Annotated in this window: 22 protein-coding genes and 1 pseudogene; 16 read left to right on the top strand and 7 right to left on the bottom strand. The window is 60.2% G+C overall.

The window, feature by feature from the left end; translation table 11 throughout:
* Positions 1-96 precede the first annotated feature (96 nt).
* The 3 genes from IT763_RS10810 to IT763_RS10800 are packed head-to-tail and all read left to right on the top strand — an operon-like array spanning position 97 to position 879.
* Complete coding sequence (locus tag IT763_RS10810; protein ID WP_016927848.1) at positions 97-357, top strand: hypothetical protein; 261 nt, start codon at positions 97-99, stop codon at positions 355-357.
* A 24-nt stretch (positions 358-381) separates the two neighbouring features.
* Complete coding sequence (locus IT763_RS10805; RefSeq protein ID WP_016927849.1) at positions 382-549, top strand: hypothetical protein; 168 nt, start codon at positions 382-384, stop codon at positions 547-549.
* A gap of 42 nt (positions 550-591) precedes the next feature.
* A complete protein-coding gene (locus IT763_RS10800) occupies positions 592-879 on the top strand; it encodes a hypothetical protein (protein ID WP_025302730.1) in 288 nt (95 codons plus the stop codon).
* A gap of 186 nt (positions 880-1,065) precedes the next feature.
* Here IT763_RS10800 and IT763_RS10795 read toward each other — a convergent pair whose 3' ends face one another.
* From IT763_RS10795 to IT763_RS10785, 3 genes are all read right to left on the bottom strand, one after another.
* Positions 1,066-3,165 carry a peptidase domain-containing ABC transporter gene (locus IT763_RS10795; protein WP_016927850.1) on the bottom strand — a complete coding sequence of 700 codons (2,100 nt, stop codon included), beginning with the start codon at positions 3,163-3,165 and terminating at the stop codon, positions 1,066-1,068.
* Entirely contained in the window at positions 3,158-4,444 is a 1,287-nt protein-coding gene (locus tag IT763_RS10790) for an HlyD family secretion protein (protein ID WP_016927851.1), read from the bottom strand. The genes IT763_RS10795 and IT763_RS10790 overlap by 8 nt, the downstream gene beginning before the upstream one ends.
* A gap of 444 nt (positions 4,445-4,888) precedes the next feature.
* Positions 4,889-5,803, bottom strand: coding sequence for a LysR family transcriptional regulator (locus IT763_RS10785; protein WP_206195395.1), 915 nt, complete (start codon positions 5,801-5,803; stop codon positions 4,889-4,891).
* Positions 5,804-5,906: 103 nt separating this feature from the next.
* On the opposite strand from IT763_RS10785, the gene IT763_RS10780 reads away from it, so the two are divergent.
* Positions 5,907-7,073, top strand: coding sequence for an MFS transporter (locus IT763_RS10780; RefSeq protein ID WP_197758012.1), 1,167 nt, complete (start codon positions 5,907-5,909; stop codon positions 7,071-7,073).
* Here IT763_RS10780 and guaD read toward each other — a convergent pair.
* Entirely contained in the window at positions 7,055-8,371 is a 1,317-nt protein-coding gene (gene guaD, locus IT763_RS10775) for a guanine deaminase (RefSeq protein WP_016927854.1), read from the bottom strand. The genes IT763_RS10780 and guaD overlap by 19 nt on opposite strands.
* Before the next feature lie 427 nt (positions 8,372-8,798).
* On the opposite strand from guaD, the gene fecI reads away from it, so the two are divergent.
* From fecI to ydfG, 5 genes are all read left to right on the top strand, one after another.
* On the top strand, positions 8,799-9,323 hold the full coding sequence (gene fecI / locus IT763_RS10770; protein ID WP_033640439.1) for a ferric citrate uptake sigma factor FecI: 525 nt from the start codon (positions 8,799-8,801) through the stop codon (positions 9,321-9,323).
* Positions 9,320-10,276, top strand: coding sequence for a ferric citrate uptake sigma factor regulator FecR (gene fecR / locus IT763_RS10765; RefSeq protein ID WP_049298962.1), 957 nt, complete (start codon positions 9,320-9,322; stop codon positions 10,274-10,276). Before fecI ends, fecR begins: the two co-directional genes overlap by 4 nt.
* A 114-nt stretch (positions 10,277-10,390) precedes the next feature.
* Positions 10,391-12,742, top strand: a complete 2,352-nt coding sequence (fecA, locus tag IT763_RS10760; protein WP_206195394.1) for a TonB-dependent Fe(3+) dicitrate receptor FecA — start codon at positions 10,391-10,393, stop codon at positions 12,740-12,742.
* Positions 12,743-12,941: 199 nt separating this feature from the next.
* Positions 12,942-13,463 carry a GNAT family N-acetyltransferase gene (locus IT763_RS10755; protein WP_004938571.1) on the top strand — a complete coding sequence of 174 codons (522 nt, stop codon included), beginning with the start codon at positions 12,942-12,944 and terminating at the stop codon, positions 13,461-13,463.
* Positions 13,464-13,588: 125 nt separating this feature from the next.
* Positions 13,589-14,338: a bifunctional NADP-dependent 3-hydroxy acid dehydrogenase/3-hydroxypropionate dehydrogenase YdfG gene (gene ydfG, locus IT763_RS10750; RefSeq protein WP_016927858.1), complete on the top strand. Its 750-nt coding sequence runs from the start codon at positions 13,589-13,591 to the stop codon at positions 14,336-14,338.
* Positions 14,339-14,374: 36 nt separating this feature from the next.
* On the opposite strand, the gene IT763_RS10745 is transcribed toward ydfG, so the two are convergent.
* Entirely contained in the window at positions 14,375-14,701 is a 327-nt protein-coding gene (locus IT763_RS10745) for a YnfA family protein (protein WP_004938563.1), read from the bottom strand.
* Between the two features lie 148 nt (positions 14,702-14,849).
* Between IT763_RS10745 and IT763_RS10740 the strand changes: the two genes are divergently transcribed.
* Positions 14,850-15,218 carry a DUF1283 family protein gene (locus IT763_RS10740; RefSeq protein WP_004938560.1) on the top strand — a complete coding sequence of 123 codons (369 nt, stop codon included), beginning with the start codon at positions 14,850-14,852 and terminating at the stop codon, positions 15,216-15,218.
* Between the two features lie 89 nt (positions 15,219-15,307).
* On the top strand, positions 15,308-15,607 hold the full coding sequence (locus tag IT763_RS10735) for a DUF1161 domain-containing protein (protein WP_004938557.1): 300 nt from the start codon (positions 15,308-15,310) through the stop codon (positions 15,605-15,607).
* 50 nt (positions 15,608-15,657) lie between these two features.
* Here the strand turns inward: IT763_RS10735 and IT763_RS10730 are convergent, their stop codons facing one another.
* On the bottom strand, positions 15,658-17,145 hold the full coding sequence (locus tag IT763_RS10730) for an MDR family MFS transporter (RefSeq protein ID WP_016927859.1): 1,488 nt from the start codon (positions 17,143-17,145) through the stop codon (positions 15,658-15,660).
* Positions 17,146-17,654: 509 nt separating this feature from the next.
* Between IT763_RS10730 and IT763_RS10725 the strand changes: the two genes are divergently transcribed.
* The 5 genes from IT763_RS10725 (at position 17,655) to clcB (ending at position 22,515) form a co-directional block, all read left to right on the top strand.
* Entirely contained in the window at positions 17,655-18,371 is a 717-nt protein-coding gene (locus IT763_RS10725; RefSeq protein WP_004938551.1) for an ABC transporter permease, read from the top strand.
* A gap of 64 nt (positions 18,372-18,435) precedes the next feature.
* Positions 18,436-19,293 (top strand): glycine betaine ABC transporter substrate-binding protein, encoded by an 858-nt coding sequence (locus IT763_RS10720; protein WP_227944616.1) that lies wholly within the window; start codon positions 18,436-18,438, stop codon positions 19,291-19,293.
* An 8-nt stretch (positions 19,294-19,301) separates the two neighbouring features.
* The gene (gene osmW, locus IT763_RS10715) at positions 19,302-19,952 is read left to right on the top strand and encodes an osmoprotectant ABC transporter permease OsmW (RefSeq protein ID WP_004938544.1); all 651 of its coding nucleotides are present in this window, start codon (positions 19,302-19,304) and stop codon (positions 19,950-19,952) included.
* On the top strand, positions 19,949-21,088 hold the full coding sequence (gene osmV / locus IT763_RS10710; RefSeq protein WP_021505258.1) for an osmoprotectant ABC transporter ATP-binding protein OsmV: 1,140 nt from the start codon (positions 19,949-19,951) through the stop codon (positions 21,086-21,088). The genes osmW and osmV overlap by 4 nt, the downstream gene beginning before the upstream one ends.
* Positions 21,089-21,213: 125 nt before the next feature.
* Positions 21,214-22,515 carry a voltage-gated ClC-type chloride channel ClcB gene (clcB, locus tag IT763_RS10705; RefSeq protein ID WP_206195393.1) on the top strand — a complete coding sequence of 434 codons (1,302 nt, stop codon included), beginning with the start codon at positions 21,214-21,216 and terminating at the stop codon, positions 22,513-22,515.
* Here clcB and IT763_RS10700 read toward each other — a convergent pair.
* Positions 22,514-22,903 (bottom strand): annotated as a pseudogene (locus IT763_RS10700) (helix-turn-helix domain-containing protein); the annotation flags it as partial. The gene clcB and the pseudogene IT763_RS10700 sit on opposite strands and share 2 nt — an antisense overlap.
* Positions 22,904-22,937 lie beyond the last annotated feature (34 nt).

The following is a 22,937-nucleotide window of genomic DNA, read 5'->3' as shown; positions in this document are numbered from 1 at the left end:
ATCATTCAATCCTTTATCTTTTCAACCTTGCTAGTGGCATTTTTCTGGTATCGGAAAACTGTAAAAACCAAAAACCAATAATATAAGGAAGTCGTTATGAGAGAACTTACGATTAATGAAGTGAACTTTATCGCAGCCGCTGGGGATTTCAGCTATGCGGAACTGGGCGGGGCCGTCGCTGCCGGCGCGGTTGGTGGAGCGATGACCGGCGCCATGGCTGGCGGTGTCGGTGCCGGCCCAGGCGCTGTTGCCGGTGCCGTTATCGGTGGTGCCGCCTATACCGCTGGCAAAATGGTGGAATCCATGTTGGGTGGCAATAAACAAACATCGACGAACAATCCTGCCGACAGTAACTAATACAGGAAGATTCGTGTTCATCATATGAAAAAGTCACTTATTGTATTGTTCGCCATTTTAATTGGGCTTGTTGCTGGCACGATTGCGGATTATTTCACCCTCAATCGCTTCTTGAAATACGCCCTTATCGCCGTTGCCGTTATCGGCACGCATAAATTGCTCAATAGCGATCGCGGGCAGCGCTCGGCATGATAAACGTGGCTTATTTGAAAATTTAATGATTAAGGAGCAAATATGCGCAATCTTACCTCTGAAGAATGTTCAATCATTTCCGGTGCAGGAGATCGCAGCGGTACATTGACGGTTTCCGCGGAAACTGTCGGCGCAGCGATCGGCGGTGGCATCGGCTCTATCGGTGGCGTGGCGGGCGGCGTTGTCGGCACCATTGTCGGCGGTGCTGTCGGTAACTACGTCACCGGCGATCGTGCCCCCGGCTCTGTTGGCCCATCAGGCATTCCCTGGGGCGGGAGCAACGGCGGCGGTACCATGTGGGGGAACAACAACAATACCGATTCGAACTGATCGGGGCCCTGCAAGCCACACGGCTGACCTCCCCGGTTAACGTTGGCTTCAGCGCCTAAAGCGTCATTTCATGCCAGGGTTATCGTTATGATAACCCTTTTTGTCATGGGCCCACCACAGGGGGAGCAACGCGGTTGGCGTAGCGAAAATGTCGAGATGAAGAAGCCAGGTGAAGCGAAGCTGACGTTACCCGAGTTGAATGACTCTATCCGCAGAGGCAATCGTCGATGGACGGTGCGCAATAATCACGCGGGTAATGTTCAGTTGTGAAATAGCGCGGTTAATATGTGTTTCATTATCGAGATCCAGGTGGCTGGTCGCCTCGTCCATAAACAGAATGCTGGGGCGACGATAGAGCGCACGGGCTATCAATAAACGCTGTTTCTGTCCGCCAGAAAGGCTTCCCCCCAATTCGCCGATCAATGTTTCGTAGCCCATTGGCATGTTTTGAATATCATCATGCATATTGCAACGCCGTGCGCACGCCTCAATACGTTTCAGATCCATTTCGGCGTCAAATCCTGAAATATTTTCAGCGATAGATCCCGCCAGCAGCTTGTCATCCTGCAGCACGCAAGCGATACATTGGCGATAATTATTAACGCCAATGTTGCTGATATCCATACCATCGACCAGCACGGCCCCTTCATCCGGCGACAGCAACCCACACATTAACTTCATCAATGTGGTTTTACCCACGCCGGAGGGGCCGACAATCGCCACGCTTTCTCCCGCAGCAATGCTGAGATTCAAATCCGTGATAATGGGTTTCGCCAAACGATCATACTGGTAGCGCAGATTCCGCACCTGAAGCTCTGCGGCGTTGCCTTTTGTGAAGAGCTGACGCGCGGGCATTTGCGGTTCCGGTGACGAAAGCACAATGTCCGCCACCCTTTCATTGTGCAAGCTTAACATTCGCAGCTGAAGCATCATGTCGATCAAGCTGCTGGCACGCTCCGAGAACTGCCCACGGTAGGCGTTAAACGCGATAAACATGCCGATCGTCATTTGATTGTCTATGACCAATGCCGCGCCGAGCCAAAGGATGATCACCTGATCGCAGGTGGCAATAAACGCCCCCAAACCGCCAAACATCATGTTTAACTTGGTCAGCTTGATACCCGCATTGATCGTTTCTACATTTAGATTCAGCCAATACTGTGAACGGGTTTCAGATAACCCCAACGCCTTTAACGTACTGATGCTATATAACGTCTCCATGAAATGAGACCCGGCCCGCGCGCCCTTCACCAACTGCTCTTCCGACAGCTGCCGATAATGTTGATAAGTCGACAGCCTGAGAATGACATATATCGCCGTAAAGCCGAGCACCACCCAAACTAACCAGCCGCCATAGAGCAGCATCATGACAAAGACCCCGACAGACATGATGCCATCAATAATGCTGCTGACGATGCTGGTAGTGAAAGTCGCTCTTATCGTATCCAATGAGCCGAAACGGGATTGAATATCACCCAACTTGCGCTTCTCAAAGAAGGAAAGCGGCAATTTCATCAGATGATCAAACACTCCCGCCTTCCATTGCACGTCTATCAACGCGCCCATGACGATAGAGATCCACGAGCGCAACATGGATACGCCAGTGCGGAATAAAATAAAGAACAGCAATCCTATACAAATCAGCGCTAAAAGATCATGATCGCCGGCCAAAATCACATGGTCCATGACCAACTGCGTACCAACGGGCAACAGCAGATTAACCGCTTCAATCACGATCGACAGACAGAAGATCTTTAGCAAGGCTCCCTTAAGGCCGCGCACATTGCTCATCAGCTTACGAAAGCGCAATCTGCTTTGCTGTTTGATCGGCTGAAATTCACTGTCTGGCCATAGCTCAAGCGCTACGCCGGTAAAATGCCGCGACAGTTCATGCAACTCCAGCACTTTACGGCCAAAGGCAGGATCATGGATCACCGCCCGCCCTCGGCTGACACTGACAAGCACCACGAAATGCTTCATGTCCCAATGCAGAATACAGGGCATTTTCAACGCTTTAAGCTCATCGATATTCAGCGATAACGCTCTGGATTGCAGCTTGAGTGCGCTCGCGATGTCAATCAACGCGGAAAGCGTCGCCCCGCGTGAAGAAAAGCCGTAGCGGCTGCGCAGATTAAACAGATCGATTTGCAAACCATGGTAATGGCATACCATCGCTAAACTGGCCAGCCCGCATTCCGAGGCTTCAGTTTGCAGGATCTGCGGCACTTTGCGGCGCAGCGACAAATTGAGTTTGCCCTTTAGCGCGTCTAAATAAGATTCAGTCATTGATTGGCCCCATCAGGCTGTTTTTCATATCGTAGAAAGGTGAGAACATCCATTGATATAGAGGCCTTTCTTCCAGAAACAGCGTGGATTGAGCCCGCATGCCGTTAGTGAGCTGCAACGCTTTGCCCTGGTAACTGATATGCGTTTTATCCAGGGAAACGGTCACCTTGTAAAAAGATGCCGTTTGCGCGCTGGGTTGATGCACGGGAGAACTGCTGTAAGTTGACATTTCTTGAATGGAGGCCGGTACATAAGCGATGCTTTCTATTCTGCCGGGAAACTGACCGAACTTCTCATAAGGGAAAGCGTCATAGCGAATGTTAATGCCGTCCCCCGCTGAAACATAAGGCACACTGGTGTTCGGCAACCATAAAACTAGCTGATAAATCGCGCCATTACGTGGAATAATCTGTACCAAGCTGTCACCGCTATTGACCATCTGACCCGGCGTAACGCTGAGAGACTCAATGCGGCCATCGCTTGGGGCATTCACGATCAATGCGCCGCTGGCATCGGCTTCCGCTAACTGCCGTTGCAAATCATTGCGCTGAAACTGGTACTGCGAAATTTGGTTATCGAAATCTGCCGCGCGCGTAACGATGTCACTTTCCAAATTCGTAATTTGCAACGACTCCTGAATGTGTTGACTATGCAGGTTTTGGAACAGACTTTGTTGTTGATAAAATGAATAGGTTTGCCCGCTAAGCTGATCTTTGGTAATCAGACCGCGTTGCTGATATTCCTTATAGGAACGCATGTTGTCCTGAGCAAATGCCACCCCCTCTCGTGCATTATCCAACAGCTGTTTGGACTGCATATGCGCCAATTCATACTGTTTTTTTTGCGCGCGTAGATTTTCCAGCGTCATACGCTTGTTGTCTTGCAACTTTAGAATGATGCTGTCGACATGTTTTAACTGGTTTTCAAGCGCCAGGCGCGTATTGGCGCTCACTTTCCCGTTATCCGTCACTCGGCTGACATCAATCTGATAAAGACGCTGGCCTTTTTTAACCACATCCCCCACTTCGACGAAGCGTTCCGAGATAAAACCCTGTTGGGGCGCAAACACGTTGACTGAGCGGGGGAAGGTGGTGATTTCACCATAAACATTAATGCGGCGTGTATAATGACTGAATATAAGAAAAGAGAGGAAAACAAGAATAAATAAAAACGATAAAAGACCAAAGCACCAGGCAGGCAAGCCGTTTATCAATAAAGCCTTACCCGCCCATTTCGCCCGCTGATGATCCGTGGCTTCCTGTCGAAACAAATCACGCATGACATCCCTTTCCAGAAATAAAATTCAAGCCAGCCTTGGCTCGTAAAATGCGGAAGCATATCGAAAAACAGCAGCAGAGATTAAAACAGGTCTGTTGTTTTTAATTAGCGATATCGTAAAGATAATTATTCTCATTATGATATCGGGCGTTCCGAAGAAATGCAATGTTTTTTACGCACTTACCCAGCCACATAGCCGTATATCACTATGCATATCGATAAAAAACCAATAAAGAGCCTCCTAATCAAATAACGCTATTCATTCTATCTCTCGCCATATGTAATATGCAGCGGCGTAACCGCCGGATCGAGCAGCAATGTGGATAAACGCATCAAATCGAAACGCCTCCATGTTCACGGAATAAGGTCTCGGGGAATGGCTCCCTCTGAGTCACCTCCTAGCTTAGGGCAGTTGGCAGTTGGCAGTTTGAGCAAAAACAAGTGATTAGACGTGAGCCGCCTCGCCGACCTGTTGTATCAGAAAGGTCAGCAGCGCGCGCGTTTTGGCCGGCAGATAACGGCGGCCGGGGTAAACGGCATACAGCTGCAGTGGCGCCGGCGGCAACGTCAGCGGCACCTCAACCAATCGCCCGTCGGCCAGAAACGGCCGGCAGCCGAGCTCGGAAAGCATGGCGAATCCCACGCCCGCCAAGGCCGCCTTCAGCGCCATCTCCCCGCTATTGACGCGATAGCGCGCATTGACCGGGACGGTAACGAACTTGCCGTCCGGGCGGACGAACTGCCACGGCATCCCCTTTAGCGCATCCACCGTGCTGATACAGGGCGATTGCGTGAATTGCTCAATCTCCGACGACGGCGGCCACTGCGCCAGCAGCGCCGGGGTGGCCACCACGATGCAGTGGAAAGACGCCAGCGGCTGCGCGACATAGTCGCTGTCGTCCAGCATGCCCCGGCTGATCATCACCGCCAGATCGACATCGTCGAGCAGCGACGTCATACCCGCCAGGTTGGTTACGCAGCTGATTTCGATCTGCGGATGCTGCAGGGCGAACGCCGCCAGCGGCTCGCCCAACAGGTATGGCCCAACTTCATTGGGCACGCACAGGCGCAGCGGCCCGCGCAGCTGTTGCTGCCGCTCGCTGAGGGTTTGCGCGGTGTGTTCCAGCGACGCCAGCAGCGGCTGGGTGCGTTCATGCAGCAACTGGCCGTTCGGCGTCAGCCGCATCGAGCGGGTGCTGCGTTCGATCAACCGCTGCTCAAGCTGGCGCTCCAGCTGAGAGATATAGCGGCTGACGTTGGAGGTTGGCATCGCCAGCGCCCGCGCCGCCCCGACGAAGCTGCCTTGCTCCACCACCGCCACGAAAATGCGTAACAGGTTTAAATCCAATTTATCGCGCATGATTATCCCTGATTTGATAACAAACCATGCCATTTCTACCATCTAATCCCGATCAACGCCAAGCGCTACACTGCCGGCCTGACTCTGCAACCCATGGATGCTTATGACACCCGCGAGAAAGCTGACGGCGATAGCGCTGGTCATCGCCTTTATTCAGTTCACCAATGCCCTGGAATACATGGTATTCAACCCGATATTCATCTACATGGCCGGCGATTTTTCCGTGCCCGTCAGCTTCGCCGGCTATGTCAGCGCGGCCTATACGCTGGCGGCGGTGATTTCCGGCATCGGCGCATTTTTCTGGATCGGCGGCGTTGAGAAGCGGCGCTTTCTGATGCTCAACGTCACGCTGCTGGGCGTGACCACCTTATTGATCGCCACAACCCAGCAGTTTTACTGGTTGTTGGCGCTGCGGCTGCTGGCCGGGCTGTTGGGCGGCACTACGATGGGCGTCGGGATCGGCCTGCTGCTCAACGCCGCGCCTGCCGCGCTGCACGGCCGAATGCTGGCGACGGTGATCGCGTCCTTTTCGTTGGTGAGCATTGTCGGCATGCCGGGCATGCTGTACCTGTGCGAAGTGGCAAGCTGGCGTGCCGCGCTGGCGGCTATCGGCGGGCTGTGTCTGCTGGCGGCCGTATTGGTGGCGCTGTTTGTTCCCAAGGATGCGCCGCAGCCACAGGCTGCCGCGCCCGTCACGCTCGATCGCCGGTTGTTGCTGTTCGCCTCCGCCGCCGGCCTGACACAGTTCAGCCCGATGCTGCTGATCCCGGTGCTGGCGCCGCTGCTCACCCAGCGGCTACAGGTGGCAAACGCGCATTTGTCCTGGCTGTTTCTCATCGGCGGCGTGGCCGGCTATCTGGCGACCGTGCTGGCGGGCCGCTGGCTGCAACGCGTTGGCGCCGTGACGCTGACGGTGGGCGCCACGCTGTTGCTGCTGGGCAGCCTGTGGCTGGCGGCGCGCGGTGGCGATCGCGGTGAACTGTTCATGGTCGCGTTTCTCGCGGCGGCCTATGCGCGGCTGGTGGCGATCTCTTCCCTGAGCATGCGCTGGCCGGACAATCGGCAACGCGCCGCCTTCGGCACGCTGCAAACCGCCCTGATACACCTGAGCGCCACGGTGGCCTTCTTGCTCTCCTCCACGCTGCTGAGCGGCGGCCTCACCCCGCTCAGTTTGCAACGTCTGTTATGGCTGTGTGCGCTGAGCGCCATCGCCGTCGCGCCGCTCAGCGTTTGGCTGCAGGCGCGGCTGCGTCAGCGCGACGCCTCATAAACCACCTTACCATTCACATAGGTGCGATAAATGTTACGATCGTCTCCCAGGGTCATCAGTACGAACCCTTGCTCCGCAGACGTGGCGCTGTTGGCGTAGCGCAGCTGCTGCAGCGGCGTCACCGCCGGATCTAGCACCACGAAATCCGCCTCTTTGCCGACGTTGAAGTTGCCGATTTTGTCGTCCAGCGCCAGCGCGCGGGCGCCGCCCAGGGTGGCATGATAGAACGCTTCTACGGCGGAGAGCCGGTAATGCTGCAGCTGGCCGACCTTGTACGCCTCGCCTAACGTGCGCAGCATATTGAAGGTGGTGCCGGCCCCCACGTCGGTGCCGATGCCGAGCTTCACCCGCTTGCGCCAGGCCTGCTGCAGGTCAAACAGCCCGCTGCCGAGAAACAGGTTGGAGGTGGGACAAAAGGCGATTGCCGAGCGGGTCTCGCACAGGCAGTCCCACTCCTGCTCCTCCAGATGCAGGCAATGGGCGAATACGCTTTTATCGCCGGTCATGCCGTAGCGGTGGTAAACATCCAGATAGCTGCGGTGCTGCGGGAACAGCGCTTTTACCCAGGCCACTTCCTGCGGGTTCTCGCTCAGGTGCGTCTGCAGCCAAACGTCGGGATATTCTTCACGCAGCCGCTGCACCTGCGCCAGCAGCGCCGGCGTACTGGTGGGCGCAAAGCGCGGTGTAATGGCGTAACCGAGGCGGCCTTTGCCGTGCCAACGTTCGATCAGTTCGCGCGTCTGGCGGTAACTCTGCGCCGGCGTTTCCAGCAGCGCCTCCGGCGCATGGCGATCCATCATCACCTTGCCGGCGATCAGGCGCATGTTCAGCGCTGCCGCCTGGCTGAACAGCGCATCGACCGACCGCGGATGCACGGTGCCGAACACCAGCGCGGTGGTGGTGCCGTTACTCAGCAACTCCCGCAGAAAGAAGGCCGACATCGCGTCGGCGTGCTGCTCACAGTCGTAACGGCTTTCGGTCGGGAAGGTGTAATTGTTTAACCAGTCCAGCAGTTGATCGCCATAGGCGCCAATCATTTCGGTTTGCGGATAGTGGATGTGGGTGTCGATAAACCCCGGCACGATCAGTTTGTCGCGATACTCCGTGACCGTGAAACCCGGCGGCAGCAGCGCCTCGCCCTGCCGCCAGCTGCCGAACCAGACGATGACGCCGTCGTTCAGCAGCAGTAAACCGTCGGGAATATGCCGCAAGCGTTCCTCAAGCTGTTGCGGCGCCTCTACACAGGCTGAGATATCAAAAAAATTGCCACGAATAGCCGTGGTGAATTGCAGTGCCATTATTTTCTTCCTTGTCGCGACCGGCCCACCTCACCCGCGTAATAACCTGCGCCGATGAAACAATGCCTTTGTCGCCCAAACGCCAAGACCGGCTTAAGCATAGCAAGCCGCGTGCCAGCTGACGGCGTAAAATACATTATCCCTTAAAGAACAAAGTGATATTAATTAACCAAGGGGAGTTAACCGGCAAAAAAGAATAAAGCAAACGTCGCGCTTCGCCGGCAGATCAATAGCAACCGTTTGCCTGCCAAAATAACACCGCGCCGCTGCACCTTGAATGGGCAAGCGAATATCTTCACGGCGTACGGCTTATTTTCAACACCGCGCCTGGGGGTTGAATCTCGGCCTGAGGACAACCGCCAAACTTGAAACGATAACTATTCTCAATTATCATCCGCGCATCTTTTTGACCAGCAATGCGAAAATCATGTCCGCCACCGCTTCTGCCCCGCACGCCGCGCTGTCGCGCCTCTACGCCACCCATCACGCCTGGTTGCAGGGATGGCTGCGCCGGCGCTTGGGCTGCGCGTTCGATGCGGACGATGTGGCGCAGGACACCTTTATGCGCCTGCTGAAAGGCGACGCCGCGGCGACCCTGCGCGAGCCGAAAGATTTTCTGGTCACCGTCGCCAAGCGGGTGATGGTCGATCTGTTCCGCCGCAGAACGCTGGAGCGCGCCTATCTGGAGATGCTGGCGCTGATCCCAGAAGGCTACGCCCCGTCGCCGGAGCAGCGCCAGAGCCTGCTGGACAGCCTGCAGCAGATCGACGCCATGCTCGACGGCCTGGGGCCGAAGGTAAAACAGGCCTTTCTGTTGTCGCAGCTCGAAGGCCTGGGCTATGCGGACATCGCCGCGCGCCTCGGCGTTTCGGTCAGCTCGGTTAAAAAATACATGGCCAAAGCCACCGAGCATTGCCTGCTGTTCAGCCTCGAAAACGACGTTTATTCATGAGCAACGCCATCACCCCCGAGCAGCGCCAGGCGCTGAAAATGGCCGCACACTGGTATGCCCTGCTGTGCGACGAGCGCGTCACCGAACGCCAGCGCCAACAGTGGCAAGCCTGGCACCAGCAGCATGACGATCACCGCTGGGCCTGGCAGCGCGTCGAAGCGTTGCAGAGCCAGCTGCAGGGCGTGCCGGGCAAATTCAGCTATCGCGCGCTCGATCGCGCCGGCCGCCAATCCGCGATCGACCGCCGCACCCTGCTGAAAAGCCTGCTGCTGTTGCTCGGCGTGGGCGGCGGCGGCCTCCTTTACCAGTCGCCGCTCGGCCGGGAGCTGCGCGCCGACTACCGCACCGCCACCGGTGAAATCAAACCCATTGTGTTAAGCGATGGCACCCAGCTGGTGCTGAACACCGCCAGCGCGGTGGACGTGCATTACGACGATCGCCAACGGCTGATCCGCCTGCACGCCGGGGAAATCAGCCTGGTTACCGGACGCGATCCCCGGCCGCTGTGGGTGCAAAGCCCGCAGGGGGCGATGCGCGCGCTCGGCACCCGTTTTTTGGTGCGCGAGAGCGACGGCGAAACGCGCCTGACAGTGCTGGAGCATGCGGTCGAGGCGCAGCTGGCGCAAAACGCGCAACAACAGCGCCGGGTGAACGCCGGTGAACAGATCAGCTTCAGCGCGACGGCCTTCGGCGACAAACACCCCGCCGTGCAGGAGGACGGCTGGCTGCGCGGCGTGCTGAGCGTCAGCCAGTGGCGGCTGGACCGGGTGATCGCCGAACTGGCGCGCTACCGGCGCGGCCACCTGAGTTGCGATCCGGCCGTTGCCGGCCTGCGCGTCAGCGGCAGTTTCCCGCTCAACGATACCGATCGCGCCCTCGCCCTGCTCAGCCAGACGCTGCCGGTTCGCCTGCAGAGCTTTACCCGCTATTGGCTGCAAATCGTCCCCGCCTGAATTTTTTAAATGAAAATGATAAAAAATCGCATTCTTGATTGTCCCTTTTGCTTTGCTCATCCGACTCCCAGGAAAACACTGCAGCAATAAATAAAAAATGATTCAGGAGAAGGTATGAACAACGCTTGGGGAAAGGGAGCGCCGGCTTCGCTTTGGGGAAAACGGGCCACGCCGCTGGCCGTGGCCATTGGCCTGGTCTTCGCCGCACCGCTGACGGCGAGCGCCGCCAGCGCCGCTGCCACCTATCACATTCCGGCCGGTGAGCTGGACGGCGCGCTGAACGCTTTCGCCGCTCGCGCCGGCATCGCGCTCTCGGTGGACGGCGCGTTGACCGCCGGCAAACGTTCGCCGGGCCTGAGCGGCAGCTACGGCGTCGATGACGGCCTGAACGCCCTGCTGGCAGGCAGCGGCCTGCAGGCTAAAGCGCTCGGCAATAACGGCTACACGCTGGCCAAACTGCCGCAGCCGCAGAAGGAAGAGGACATCACCGTGGTCGGCGACTGGCTGGCGGAAGGCCGCCAGATCGACGTGTTCGAACACCCCGGCGCGCGCGACGTCGTGCGCCGCGAAGAGTTCGTCAAAACCGGCACCACCACCGTGCGCGAAGCGTTGAACCGCGTGCCGGGCGTGGTGGCGCCGGAGAACAACGGCACCGGCAGCCATGACATGGCGCTGAACTTCGGCATTCGCGGCCTCAACCCACGCCTCGCCAGCCGCTCCACCGTGTTGATGGACGGCATCCCGGTACCCTTCGCCCCTTACGGCCAGCCGCAGCTGTCGCTGGCGCCTATCTCGCTCGGCAATATGGATGCGATCGACGTGGTGCGCGGCGGCGGCGCGGTGCGCTACGGGCCACAGAGCGTCGGCGGCGTGGTTAACTTCGTCACCCGCGCCATCCCGAAAACCTTCGGCATGGCGGCCGGCATGCAGGGGCAGCTCAGCCCGACCTCGCGCCAGGATCACCCGAAAGGCACCGGCAACCTGATGATCGGCGGCACCGCCGACAACGGCTTCGGCGCGGCGCTGCTTTACTCCGGCACCCGCGGCAGCGACTGGCGCGAGCACAGTGCGACCCAAATCGACGACGTGATGCTGAAAAGCCGTTACGCGCCGAACGAGGTGCACACCTTCAACAGCCTGCTGCAATACTACGAAGGCGAAGCGGAGATGCCGGGCGGCCTGAGCCGGGCGGACTACAACGCCAACCCGTTCCAGTCGACGCGCCCGTACGACAAGTTCTGGGGCCGCCGCCAGTTGGCGAACTTCGGCTACCAGTATCAGCCGGATCGGCAGCACAAGTTCGACGTGCAGAGCTTCTACACCTATACCCTGCGCAGCGGCTATCTGGATCAGGGTAAAAACCTGACGCTGTCGCCGCGCGAATACTGGGTGCGCGGCGTGGAACCGCGCTACAGCCAGAGCTTCCGCTGGGGCGACTCGGCGCATGAGGTCGGCGTCGGTTATCGCTACGTCAGCGAATCCACCCACGAACTGCGCTACACCAGCAAAGCCAGTGCCGGCAGGCTGCCGTCCACCGCCAGCCCGTACGATCGCGACACCCAGTCCGGTACCGAGGCGCACGCCTTCTATATCGACGATCGCATCGACATCGGCGACTGGACCCTCACGCCGGGCATGCGCTACGAGTACATCAAGTCGTATCAGAACAACTACATCAAGAACAACCGCCTCGACGTCAGCTATAACGCGCCGCTGCCGGCGTTGAACGTGATGTATCACCTGAACGAATACTGGAACCTGTACGCCAACACCGAAGGCTCCTTCGGCACCGTGCAATACAGCCAGATGGGCAAAGCGGTGGACAGCGGCAAGATCGAACCGGAGAAGGCGCGCACCTGGGAGCTGGGCACCCGCTACGCCGGCGATGCGCTGACCGGCGAGATCGGGCTGTTCCTGATCAACTTCAACAACCAGTACGACTCCAACCAGGTGACCGACAGCGTGACCGCGCGCGGCAAAACCCGCCATGCCGGGCTGGAAGGCAGCCTGCGTTACGATCTGTCGCAGCTGACGCCGAAACTGGACGACCTGACCGCCTACGCCAGCTACGCCTACGTCAACGCCACCATCCGTGAAGACGGCGGCTACAAGGGCAACCAGGTGCCGTTCTCGCCGAAGCATAAAGGCACGATGGGGCTGGACTACACGCCGGGCAACTGGGCGTTTAATCTTAACGGCGAGTTCCAGTCCAGCCAGTTCGCCGACAACGCCAACACCGTGGCGGAAAGCGCCGACGGCAGCACCGGCCGCATTCCCGGCTATATGCTGTGGGGCGTGCGCGCCGCCTATGATTTCGGCCCGGAAATGGCCGGCCTGAATCTGGGCGTCGGCGTGAAAAACCTGTTCAACCACGCGTATTTCACCCGCGCCTATGACGACAACAACAAGGGTCTGTACATCGGCCAGCCGCGCACGATTTATCTGCAAGGTTCGGTGAAGTTCTGATCCTCAACGGCGGGCGCGGTTAACCGTGCCCGCCGTCTTTCCCATCAACGTGACGACGTCACATAAAGCCGTTCCTCCGCGCCGCCGCAGCGGCGAAAAATAAGTCGCTTCTGCCGCCAATGCGCGTAATATCAACGATCCGCCCCGATTTACCGGTGCGGATTTTTTGCCGTTATGGCCTGAAAAGCGAGGGAATAAGATGAATCACAATGACCTTTCTCAGTGCCGCGTTGACACCGACCGTTTGTTGATTGCCCCCTTTACCGCAGCAGACGCCGACGATGTTTACCAGGCGATCACCCCCACTCTGACGCGCTTTATGACCTTTGAACCGGAGGCGTCGCCGGAGGATTTCGCCAACGTCTGGCAAGGCTGGCTGCCGTTGATGCGCGAAGGTGAAGAAGTGATCTTCGTCGCCCGTCGGCGCGAAGACCGGCAGTTCGTCGGGGTCGGCGGCGCGCATAATTTGCGCAGCCACACCCCGGAGCTGGGCATCTGGGTAAAAGAGAGCCTGCATGGTCAGGGCTACGGCCGCGAAATCGTGCAGGGCATCGCGCGCTGGGCCAGCGAGCGCTTTCAGCCGCCGCACTTTCTCTACCCGGTGGCCGAGCAGAATACCGCCAGCCGCCGCCTCGTCGAGTCGCTGGGCGGCGTGCTGGCCGGCCGTTGCGAGCGCATCAAGTATGACGCCGTGGTCTACCACCTGCCGCCTCAGCGCTAATCAGCATCGGGCCGCCGGCCCGGTGTGACCTTTTTTGCTTTCCGCCGTGATAACCGCTGCCACTGCCTGCGGGTTTGTGCTAATGATAGAGGCATGTAGGGTAAAAACAGTTGAGGAACAGCAACATGATTATTTTTGTTACCGGCGCCACCTCCGGTTTCGGCGAGGCCATTGCGCGCCGTTTTATCCGTGAAGGCCACCAGGTGATCGCCGCCGGGCGCCGCCTTGAGCGTCTTGAAGAGCTGCAGGAAGAACTCGGCCAAGCGCTGCACATCGTGCGGCTCGACGTGCGCAACCGCGCCGCCATTCAACAGGCGATCGAGGCACTGCCGGCCGAGCTGCGTCAGATTGACGTGCTGGTGAACAACGCCGGGCTGGCGTTGGGGCTGGAGCCGGCGCACAAGGCCAACGCCGATGACTGGGAAACCATGATCGACACCAACGCCAAGGGGCTGGTGAACATGACCCGCGCGCTGTTGCCGGCCATGGTCGAGCGCAACGTCGGCCATGTGATCAACATCGGCTCCACCGCCGCCAACTGGCCTTACGCCGGCGGCAACGTGTACGGCGCCACCAAGGCGTTCGTCAAACAGTTCAGCCTGGGCCTGCGCGCCGATCTGCACGGCACGCGCATTCGCGTGACCGATATCGAGCCGGGCCTGGTGGGCGGCACCGAATTCTCCAACGTGCGATTCAAGGGCGATGACGGCAAGGTCAACAAAACCTACGAAGGCGCCGATGCGCTGACGCCGGAAGACATCGCCGAGTCGGTGTTCTGGGTCGCGACGTTGCCGGCGCGCGTCAACATCAACACGCTGGAAATGATGCCGGTCAGCCAGTCCTTCGCCGGGCTGAACATCCACCGCGGCGCCTGAGCCGCGACGGCGGGAGGCAACTCCCGCCGCGTTTCCTCAGGCCGCGCGCCAGCCGGAAACGATAATCAGCATGCCCGCCAGCGCCACGCCGGCGCCGACCCAATCCAGCGCAGACAGCTTGACCCCGTCCACCACCCGCAGCCACAGCAGCGCGGTCGCCACATACACACCGCCGTAGGCCGCATAGACCCGCCCGCTGGCCGCCGGATGCAGCGTCAACAGCCAGACAAACAGCATCAGGCTCAATGCCGCCGGCAGCAGCAGCCAGGCGCTGCCCTGCTTCTTGAGCCACAGGTAAGGCAGGAAACAGCCGATAATTTCAGCCAGGGCGGTGGCGAAAAACAACAGCGTAGTTTTTAACATCAGTCGCAGTTTTCTCTCGATAAAGTAAACGAATCGGCGCTTGGCTGGTGAATTCCAGGAGCGCGGTGGTATATTTATCACCACGCCTGCGGGCGAGGTAACGCCAGTGCCGCCATCATCAGGCGCACTCACTCATAAGGATGAAACGATGAAAACATTTTCGACCCAACGACTGCTGCGCGGGATGCTGCCGGTCGCCATGCTGGCCGTCATGGGCGCCTGGCAGGCGCCGGCGCTGGCCGCCACCTGCACGCAGGGCAGCACCTGCGTCACCGTCGATGGCAAAGGCAGCGGCGCGATGAGCACCGAAGAAGCGCGCCAAAGCAAAGAGCAGTGGAATGATACCAAATCCCTGCGCCACAAGGTCAACACCCGCGTCGAGAAAGAGTTCGACAAGGCCGATCGCGCGGCGGATGACGAAGACCGCTGCAACGACAGCAACAACGTCAACGCCTACTGGGAACCGGACACCCGTAAATGCCTGGATCGCCAGACCGGGCGTCGGATTAATCCTTAATCCGCCTGCGGCGGGCGGGCATGCGTGAAACCCGGCCGCCGTTGCTGCTATCCTGTTACAGGAAGTTCATTGTCTAAAAGGATGACGTGATGAAGAAAACGCTGATATTAACCGCTGTATTGCTGGCCGGCGCCCCATTGGCGGCCCTGGCCTCCTGTGAAAGCGTGAAAGCGGACATTTCGCAAAAAATCGTCAATAACGGCGTTCCGGAGTCCGGCTTCAAACTGGAGATCGTGCCTAACGATCAGGCCGATCAAGCGGGCGGCCAGGTGGTCGGCCACTGCGAAAACGACACCCAGAAGATCGTTTATACCCGCCTGAACAATGGCGACGATAGTGGTGACGCGGCGCAGACCGGCACCAGCCAGGACACCTCCAACGCGCAGTAAGCCGCATCGGCTACCCAGGGCGCGCAACAGCCGCGCCCTTTCCTTTTCCTTTACGCCTGCTCCGCCTCTTCCTCTTCGCCTTGCGGCCGACAACGCGCGGGGATCAGCATCGCCGCCGCCAGCGCCAGCAACGACACCAACGCCGACACCAGGAACACCCAATGCAGCGAAGCCGCCACCTGCTGGATAAGCTGCGCCAGCGCCTCACTCCCCATGCTCTGGCGCACCGCCGGCTCCATCAGACGCTGCACCGGATCGTCAATTTCCGGCAAACGCCACTGCAGGTTGAGGTTCAGCGTGGCGCCCAAAATCGCGGTGCCGATGGCCGAGCCCACCATGCGGGTAAACACCGTACAGGCGGTGGCAATGCCGCGAATGCTGTAATGCGCCGCGTTCTGCACCGACACTAAAAACGTCGTGTTGCACAATCCCATGCCGGCGCCGACCATAAACGCCGCCACCCGGCCCCACAGCAGACCGCCGTTCGGCTGCAACATCAGCAGGATCAGGCCGCCTGCCACCAACAGCAGTGCGCCCAGCAGCGCCGTGGCGCGATACGAAGTCATCAGCATCAAACGGCCGCTCAGCGTGCTGGCCAACGGCCAACCAATCGACATCAGCGCCAGCGTGGTGCCCGCCTCCAGCGGCGAGCCCCCCATCACGCCCTGAATGAAAGTGGGCAGAAAGGCGCTGATGCCCATCATCGCCGCGCCAATCACCAGCCCGCCGATGTTGCCGGCGACGATCACCCGGCTTTGCCACAGCGCCAGCGGGAACAGCGGTTCGACCGCGCGCCGCTCCTGACGTATCAACAGCGCCAGCGACGCCGCCGCCAGCGCCAGCAACGGCGCCACCCACCATCCGAGGCTTTCCATCTGCAACAGCGCCAGCAGCAGCGCCGAAACGAACAGCGTCAGCCAGGCGGTGCCCGCCAGATCCAGCGCGTGCCGCCGCAGTTGCTGATGCGCCGGCAGATAGCGCCAGAGGAAGAACATCGCCAACAGGCCGATCGGCAGGTTGACCCAGAACACCAGCGCCCACGGCAGGTGTTGCACGATAAACGCGCCCAGCAGCGGGCCGATGATCGCCGATACGCCCCACACGCTCGACAGGTAGCCCATCACCTTCGGCCGTTCGGTGGCGCTGTAGATGTCGCCGATGATGGTGGACGCGATCGGCATGATGGCGCCGGCGCCCAATCCCTGCAATAAGCGGAAGCCGATCAGCCAATACATGTCGGGGGCGAAGCCGCACAGCACCGATCCCAGCAGGAACAGCGTCGCGCCGAAGAAGAACACCCGCTTGCGGCCGTAGAGATCCGCCAGCCGGCCGTAGATGGGAATGGTGATCGCCTGCGCCAGCAAATAGACCGCGAACACCCAGCCCAGCAGCGAGAAGCCGCCGAGATCGCCGATGATGGTCGGCATGGCGGTGGCGACGATGGTGGCTTCGATCGCCGACATGAACATCGCCAGCATGCAGGCAATCAGGATCAGCGGGCGATGGGCAATGGGTGCGGGTGAAACGTTATTTGTCATGGCGTTATGCAGGCTTCCTGGCGTTTTTATTTTCCCTGAGTATATCAGCAAGCACCTGCGCCAAGTCTATCCGCCCTCACATCCCGCCGTTGCCGATAGCGAATCGCACCATTTGGACTAACTGTTACGGCGTAACGTTTTACCGCGATTTTTTTTCACTTTACGCGCATCCCAGCGCTGACGCGGGCTGCGGCGCCAATACGGGCAAACTCAATCAGCTGATTTTGCTCATAAAACTTGGCACGGTCAACGACAGGGTGCTATACCTTCCCTAGCCGGCGCCTTTGGGTCCCGTGCTTTCTCGGGTTTAAATATCAGTATCTTATGCTGATTAACTCACGTATTGAGCCTACGTTCAGCACGCTGTGCCGAACGCACCCTTCGCTCAATGTCGCTAACCTCATGCGAAACGCCCGTTTTGTACCGCCACGCCCGCCGGGCCGTGGGCAACAATCAGAGCGGAATGCGCCGTCTCTTCGGCCGCTCCGCGCAACGGAGGACGCAACATCATGCACAAGTCAGCGCCATATCGGCGCCTGCTCCTCGGGAGCCTGTTGTTTATCGCCGTCATCGCGCTGCTGGTTTACGGCATCGGTTGGGAAACCCTCAAGTCGCGCCGGGAAGATTTGATTTACCTCGGTCAGCAGCACATGTTCCTGGTGGTGTGTTCCATGCTGCTGTCGTTGCTGGTCGGCATTCCCAGCGGCATCCTGCTGAGCCGCCCTTTCGCCCGCCGCTGGGCGGAGCACGTGATGCAGATCTTTAACGTCGGCAACACCCTGCCGCCGCTGGCGGTGCTGGCGCTGGCGATGGTGATCATCGGCATCGGCGACCGGCCGGCGGTGGTGGCGTTGTTCCTCGCCTCGCTGCTGCCTATCGTGCGCAATACCTATGCCGGCCTGCGTTCGGTGCCGCCGGCGCTGGTCGAGGCCGCCAACGGTATTGGCATGACCGCCGGACAGCGGCTGCGCCAGGTCGAACTGCCCAACGCCCTGCCGGTGATCTTCGCCGGGGTGCGCATCGCGATGGCAATTAACGTCGGCACCGCGCCGCTGGCGTTTTTGATCGGCGCCAGCAGCTACGGCGAGCTGATCTTCCCCGGCATCTACCTGAACGACTTCCCGACGCTGATCCTCGGCGCCGCCGCCACCGCGCTGATCGCCCTGCTGCTCGATCTGGCGCTGGCCGGTCTCGGCCGCCGGCTCAGCCCGCACACCGCATCCTGATGGGAGAAACGCGATGACTCGATGGTTACAACGACTCCGCCACGCGCTGCTGTTCTCCTTGCTGATGACTGGCGCGGCCGCCTGGGCCGCCCCGCTGACGCTGGCGAGCAAGAACTTTACCGAACAGCGCATTCTGTCGGCGATCACCGTGCAATACCTGCGGGCCAAAGGTTTTCAGGTCGAACCCAAAACCAATCTGGCTACGGTGATCACCCGCAACGCGATGATCAACAAACAGATCGACATGACCTGGGAATACACCGGCACCTCGCTGATCATCTTTAACCACATCAATAAGCGCATGTCGCCGCAGGAGACCTACGACACGGTGAAAAAGCTCGACGCCAAACTCGGCCTGGTGTGGCTGCAGCCGGCGGACATGAACAACACCTATGCCTTCGCCATGCAGCGCCGGCGCGCGGAAAAAGAGCAGATCCGCACGATGTCGCAGCTGGTGGCCAAAGTGGAACAGGTGCGTAAAACCGACCCGAAACACAACTGGCTGCTGGGGCTGGATCTGGAGTTCGCCGGCCGTTCGGACGGTCTGAAACCGATGCAGGCGCTGTACGACATGCCGCTGGATCGCCCGCAAATCCGCCAGATGGACCCCGGCCTGGTCTACAACGCCATCCGCGACGGTTTCGTCGACGCCGGGCTGGTGTACACCACCGACGGCCGGGTGAAAGGCTTCGATCTGCAGGTGCTGGAAGACGACAAAGGCTATTTCCCGAGCTATGCGGTCACGCCGGTGGTGCGCGCCGACGTGTTGCAAAACACGCCGGGGCTGGAAGCGGCGCTGAACACGCTGTCGAAACAGTTCAACAATCAGGTGATCACCGAGCTTAACGCCAAGGTGGATATCGACTACCAGACGCCGCAACAGGTCGCCGACGCGTTCCTCAAGCAGCGCGGCCTGATTTAGGAGGCATGATGAATACCTTACTTTACGCCTGGCAAAACTGGGCCTATATCGCCGGATTGACGCTGGAACACCTGCTGCTGGTCGGCATCGCCGTCGGCCTGGCGATCCTGATCGGCGTGCCACTCGGCGTGCTGATCGTCCGCCACAAATGGCTGGCGACGCCGGTGCTGAGCCTGGCCACGCTGGTGCTGACCGTGCCCTCCATCGCCCTGTTCGGGCTGATGATCCCGCTGTTTTCCTTAATCGGCCACGGCATTGGCTACGTACCGGCGATCACCGCGGTGTTCCTCTACTCGCTGCTGCCGATCGTGCGCAATACCCACACCGCGCTCGACAACCTGCCCGGCGGGCTGCGCGAAGCCGGCCGCGGCATCGGCATGACGTTCTGGCAACGCCTGCGCTGGGTGGAGATCCCGGTGGCGCTGCCGGTCATTTTCGGCGGCATTCGCACCGCCGTGGTGATGAATATCGGCGTGATGGCGATCGCCGCGGTGATCGGCGCCGGCGGCCTCGGCCTGCTGCTGCTCAACGGCATCAGCAGCAGCGACATCCGCCAGTTGATTACCGGCGCCGTGATGATCAGCCTGCTGGCGATCGTCCTCGATTGGTTATTGCACCGCTTGCAAATTGCGCTCACGCCCAAGGGGATCCGCTCATGATTAAATTGGAAAATCTGACCAAACAGTTCATGCAGAAGAACGGCACACCGTTCAACGCCGTCGACAACATCAATCTGGACGTGCCGGAAGGCGAAATCTGCGTGCTGCTCGGCCCTTCCGGCTGCGGCAAAACCACCACGCTGAAGATGATCAACCGCCTGATCGAACCCACCGGCGGCACCATTCTTATCAACGGTGAAGACACCAGCGCGCTGGATACCGTCAGCCTGCGCCGCAAAATCGGCTACGTCATCCAACAAATCGGTCTGTTCCCCAACATGACCATCGAGGAGAACATCACCGTAGTGCCGCGCATGCTGGGCTGGGACAAAAAACGCTGCCACGATCGCGCCGAGGAGCTGATGAGCATGGTGGCGCTGGATCCCAAGCGCTTTTTGCACCGCTACCCGAAAGAGATGTCCGGCGGGCAGCAACAGCGCATCGGCGTGATCCGCGCGCTGGCCGCCGATCCGCCGGTGCTGCTGATGGATGAACCTTTCGGCGCGGTGGACCCGATCAACCGCGAAACCATCCAGAACGAGTTTCTCGACATGCAGCGCCAGCTAAAAAAGACCGTGATGCTGGTCAGCCACGACATCGACGAAGCGCTGAAGCTCGGCGATCGCATCGCGGTGTTCCGCCAGGGCAAGATCGTGCAGAACGCCAGCGCCGATGAGCTGCTGGCGCGCCCGGCGAACGACTTCGTCGCCTCCTTTGTCGGCCAGGATCGCACGCTGAAGCGCCTGCTGCTGGTGCAGGCCGGCGACGTGGCCGATCAACAAGAGACGGTGACGGTGCGGCGGGAAACGCCGCTGACAGAGGCATTCGGATTGATGGACGATATCGATGCACGTTCGGTGACGGTGGTGGACGCCGACGGCAAACCGCTGGGCTACGTCAAACGCCGTGAGGCGCGCGGCGCGCCCGGGGTGTGCGCCGACAGCCTGCACCGCTTTCGCGTCACCGCCCGCGCGGAGGAGAACCTGCGCGTAGTGCTGTCCAAGCTGTACGAACACAACACCTCCTGGATGCCGATCGTCGATGAAGACGGCCGCTACAGCGGCGAAATCTCGCAGGATTATATCGCCGACTACCTCAGCTCCGGCCGCACGCGCCGGGTGTTGACGCCGCAATAACCCCCGCCGGGGCGCTCGCCGCCCCGCCTATGCCGCAGTTTGCTAAAGATTCACTGGTCATCGGCCGGAGCGCCAAGCACAATGCGCTGATGACCCTTTGATTTTTCTCACGACGCCGCCCACGCATGAAAAGATTGGTCCACCTGCACCACTATCGCGCCCTGCTGCGCAGCCTGTTTATCGCCGTGTTTATCGGCGTCGCCGCCGCCCTGGCGGTGTGGCTGTTCCACCGTTCGATGATTGGCCTCGAGTGGCTGCTGCTCGGCAATGCCGACGGTAGCCTGGTGGCCGCCGCCGCCGCGCTGCCCGGCTGGCGACGCGCGCTGACGCCCGCCCTGGGCGGTCTGGCGGCGGGCCTGCTGCTGTATATTCACCAGCGCTACCGTCACCAGCGTCCGGCGGCGCCCACCGACTATATGGAAGCGATTGAGACCGGCAACGGCAAGCTGGATACCGGCGCCAGTCTGGTGAAGTGTCTGGCGTCGCTGCTGGTGGTGTCGAGCGGCAGCGCCATCGGCCGTGAAGGCGCGATGATCCTGCTGGCGGCGCTGGTGGGATCGCTCTTCGCCCAGCGCTTTACGCACGAGAAAGAATGGAAACTGTGGGTGGCCTGCGCCGCCGCCGCCGGGATGGCCAGCGCCTATCATGCGCCGTTGGCGGGCAGCCTGTTTATCGCCGAGATCCTGTTCGGCACCCTGATGCTGGCCTCGCTCGGCCCGGTGGTGATCGCCGCAGTGAGCGCCCTGCTGATGACCAACCTGCTTAACGGCGGCCAGGCGCCGCTCTACCTGGTGACGCCGCTCGCCGCCCCTCTGCCGACGCAATACCTGCTGATGGCGCTGGTCGGCGTGGTGGCCGGCGCCGGCGGGCCGCTGTTTTTGTGGTTGATGACCGCCACCGGCCGCGCGTTCCGATCGCTGCGGTTGAAGCCGCCGTTGCAGCTGGCGCTGGGCGGCCTGATCGTCGGGCTGCTTTCGCTGCTGTTCCCACAGGTGTGGGGCAACGGTTACAGCGTGGTGCAGGCGCTGCTGATCGCGCCGCCGGGGGTGTTGCTGCTGGGCGCGATCCTGGTATGCAAGCTGTTGGCGATCCTCGCCAGCAGCGGGTCGGGCGCGCCCGGCGGGGTCTTCACCCCGACGCTGTTCGTCGGCGCCGCGCTCGGTTCTATCATCGGTCAGCTGTTCGGCCTGTTGCCGGGCATGGATGCGGCGGTGCCGCTGCTGCTGGCGCTGACCGGCATGGCCACCCTGCTGGCCGCCACCACCCATGCGCCGATCATGGCGGCGCTGATGGTGTTTGAAATGACCGGCGAATACGCGCTGCTGCCCGGCATTCTGCTGGCCTGCGTGATCGCCACCACCGTGTCGCGCGGCCTGCGGCCGGTATCGGTATACCACACCGCGCCACCGCCCAAACGCGAGGCTTAAACTCGCCCTGCTGCAGCAGCTTCCTGAACTGCGGGCACTGCAGGTGTTCCGGTTCAGGGCAATCGACCATGTGCTGCAAACCGGCGCGCACCTGCCCCAGACGCCGCAGGGTGCGATCCAGTTCTTCAATCCGCGCCGCCAGCAGCCGGCGATCGAGGGCAATGCGTCCCCGCTCGTCAAACAGCGAGGCGATCTCATCCAGCGTAAATCCCGCCAGCCGCCCGAGGGCGATCAGCTTCAGTTGATCCAGCACCCCAGCGGCGTATTGGCGACGTAAACCATTGCGGCCTATCGACGCGATCAGCCCTTTTTTCTCGTAATGCCGCAGCGCCGAGGGCGCGATGCCGCTCAAACGCGCCACCTCGCCAATATCCAGTTCTTTTGCCATTGACTTGAAGTCGACTTTAAGTTGCACACTGTGC

The organism is Serratia sp. CMO1, from assembly GCF_015689115.1.
GTDB classification, from domain to species: Bacteria; Pseudomonadota; Gammaproteobacteria; order Enterobacterales; family Enterobacteriaceae; genus Serratia; species Serratia marcescens.
Note: the sequence above shows the minus strand (reverse complement) of the source record. Positions and strands in the feature narration are given on the sequence as shown.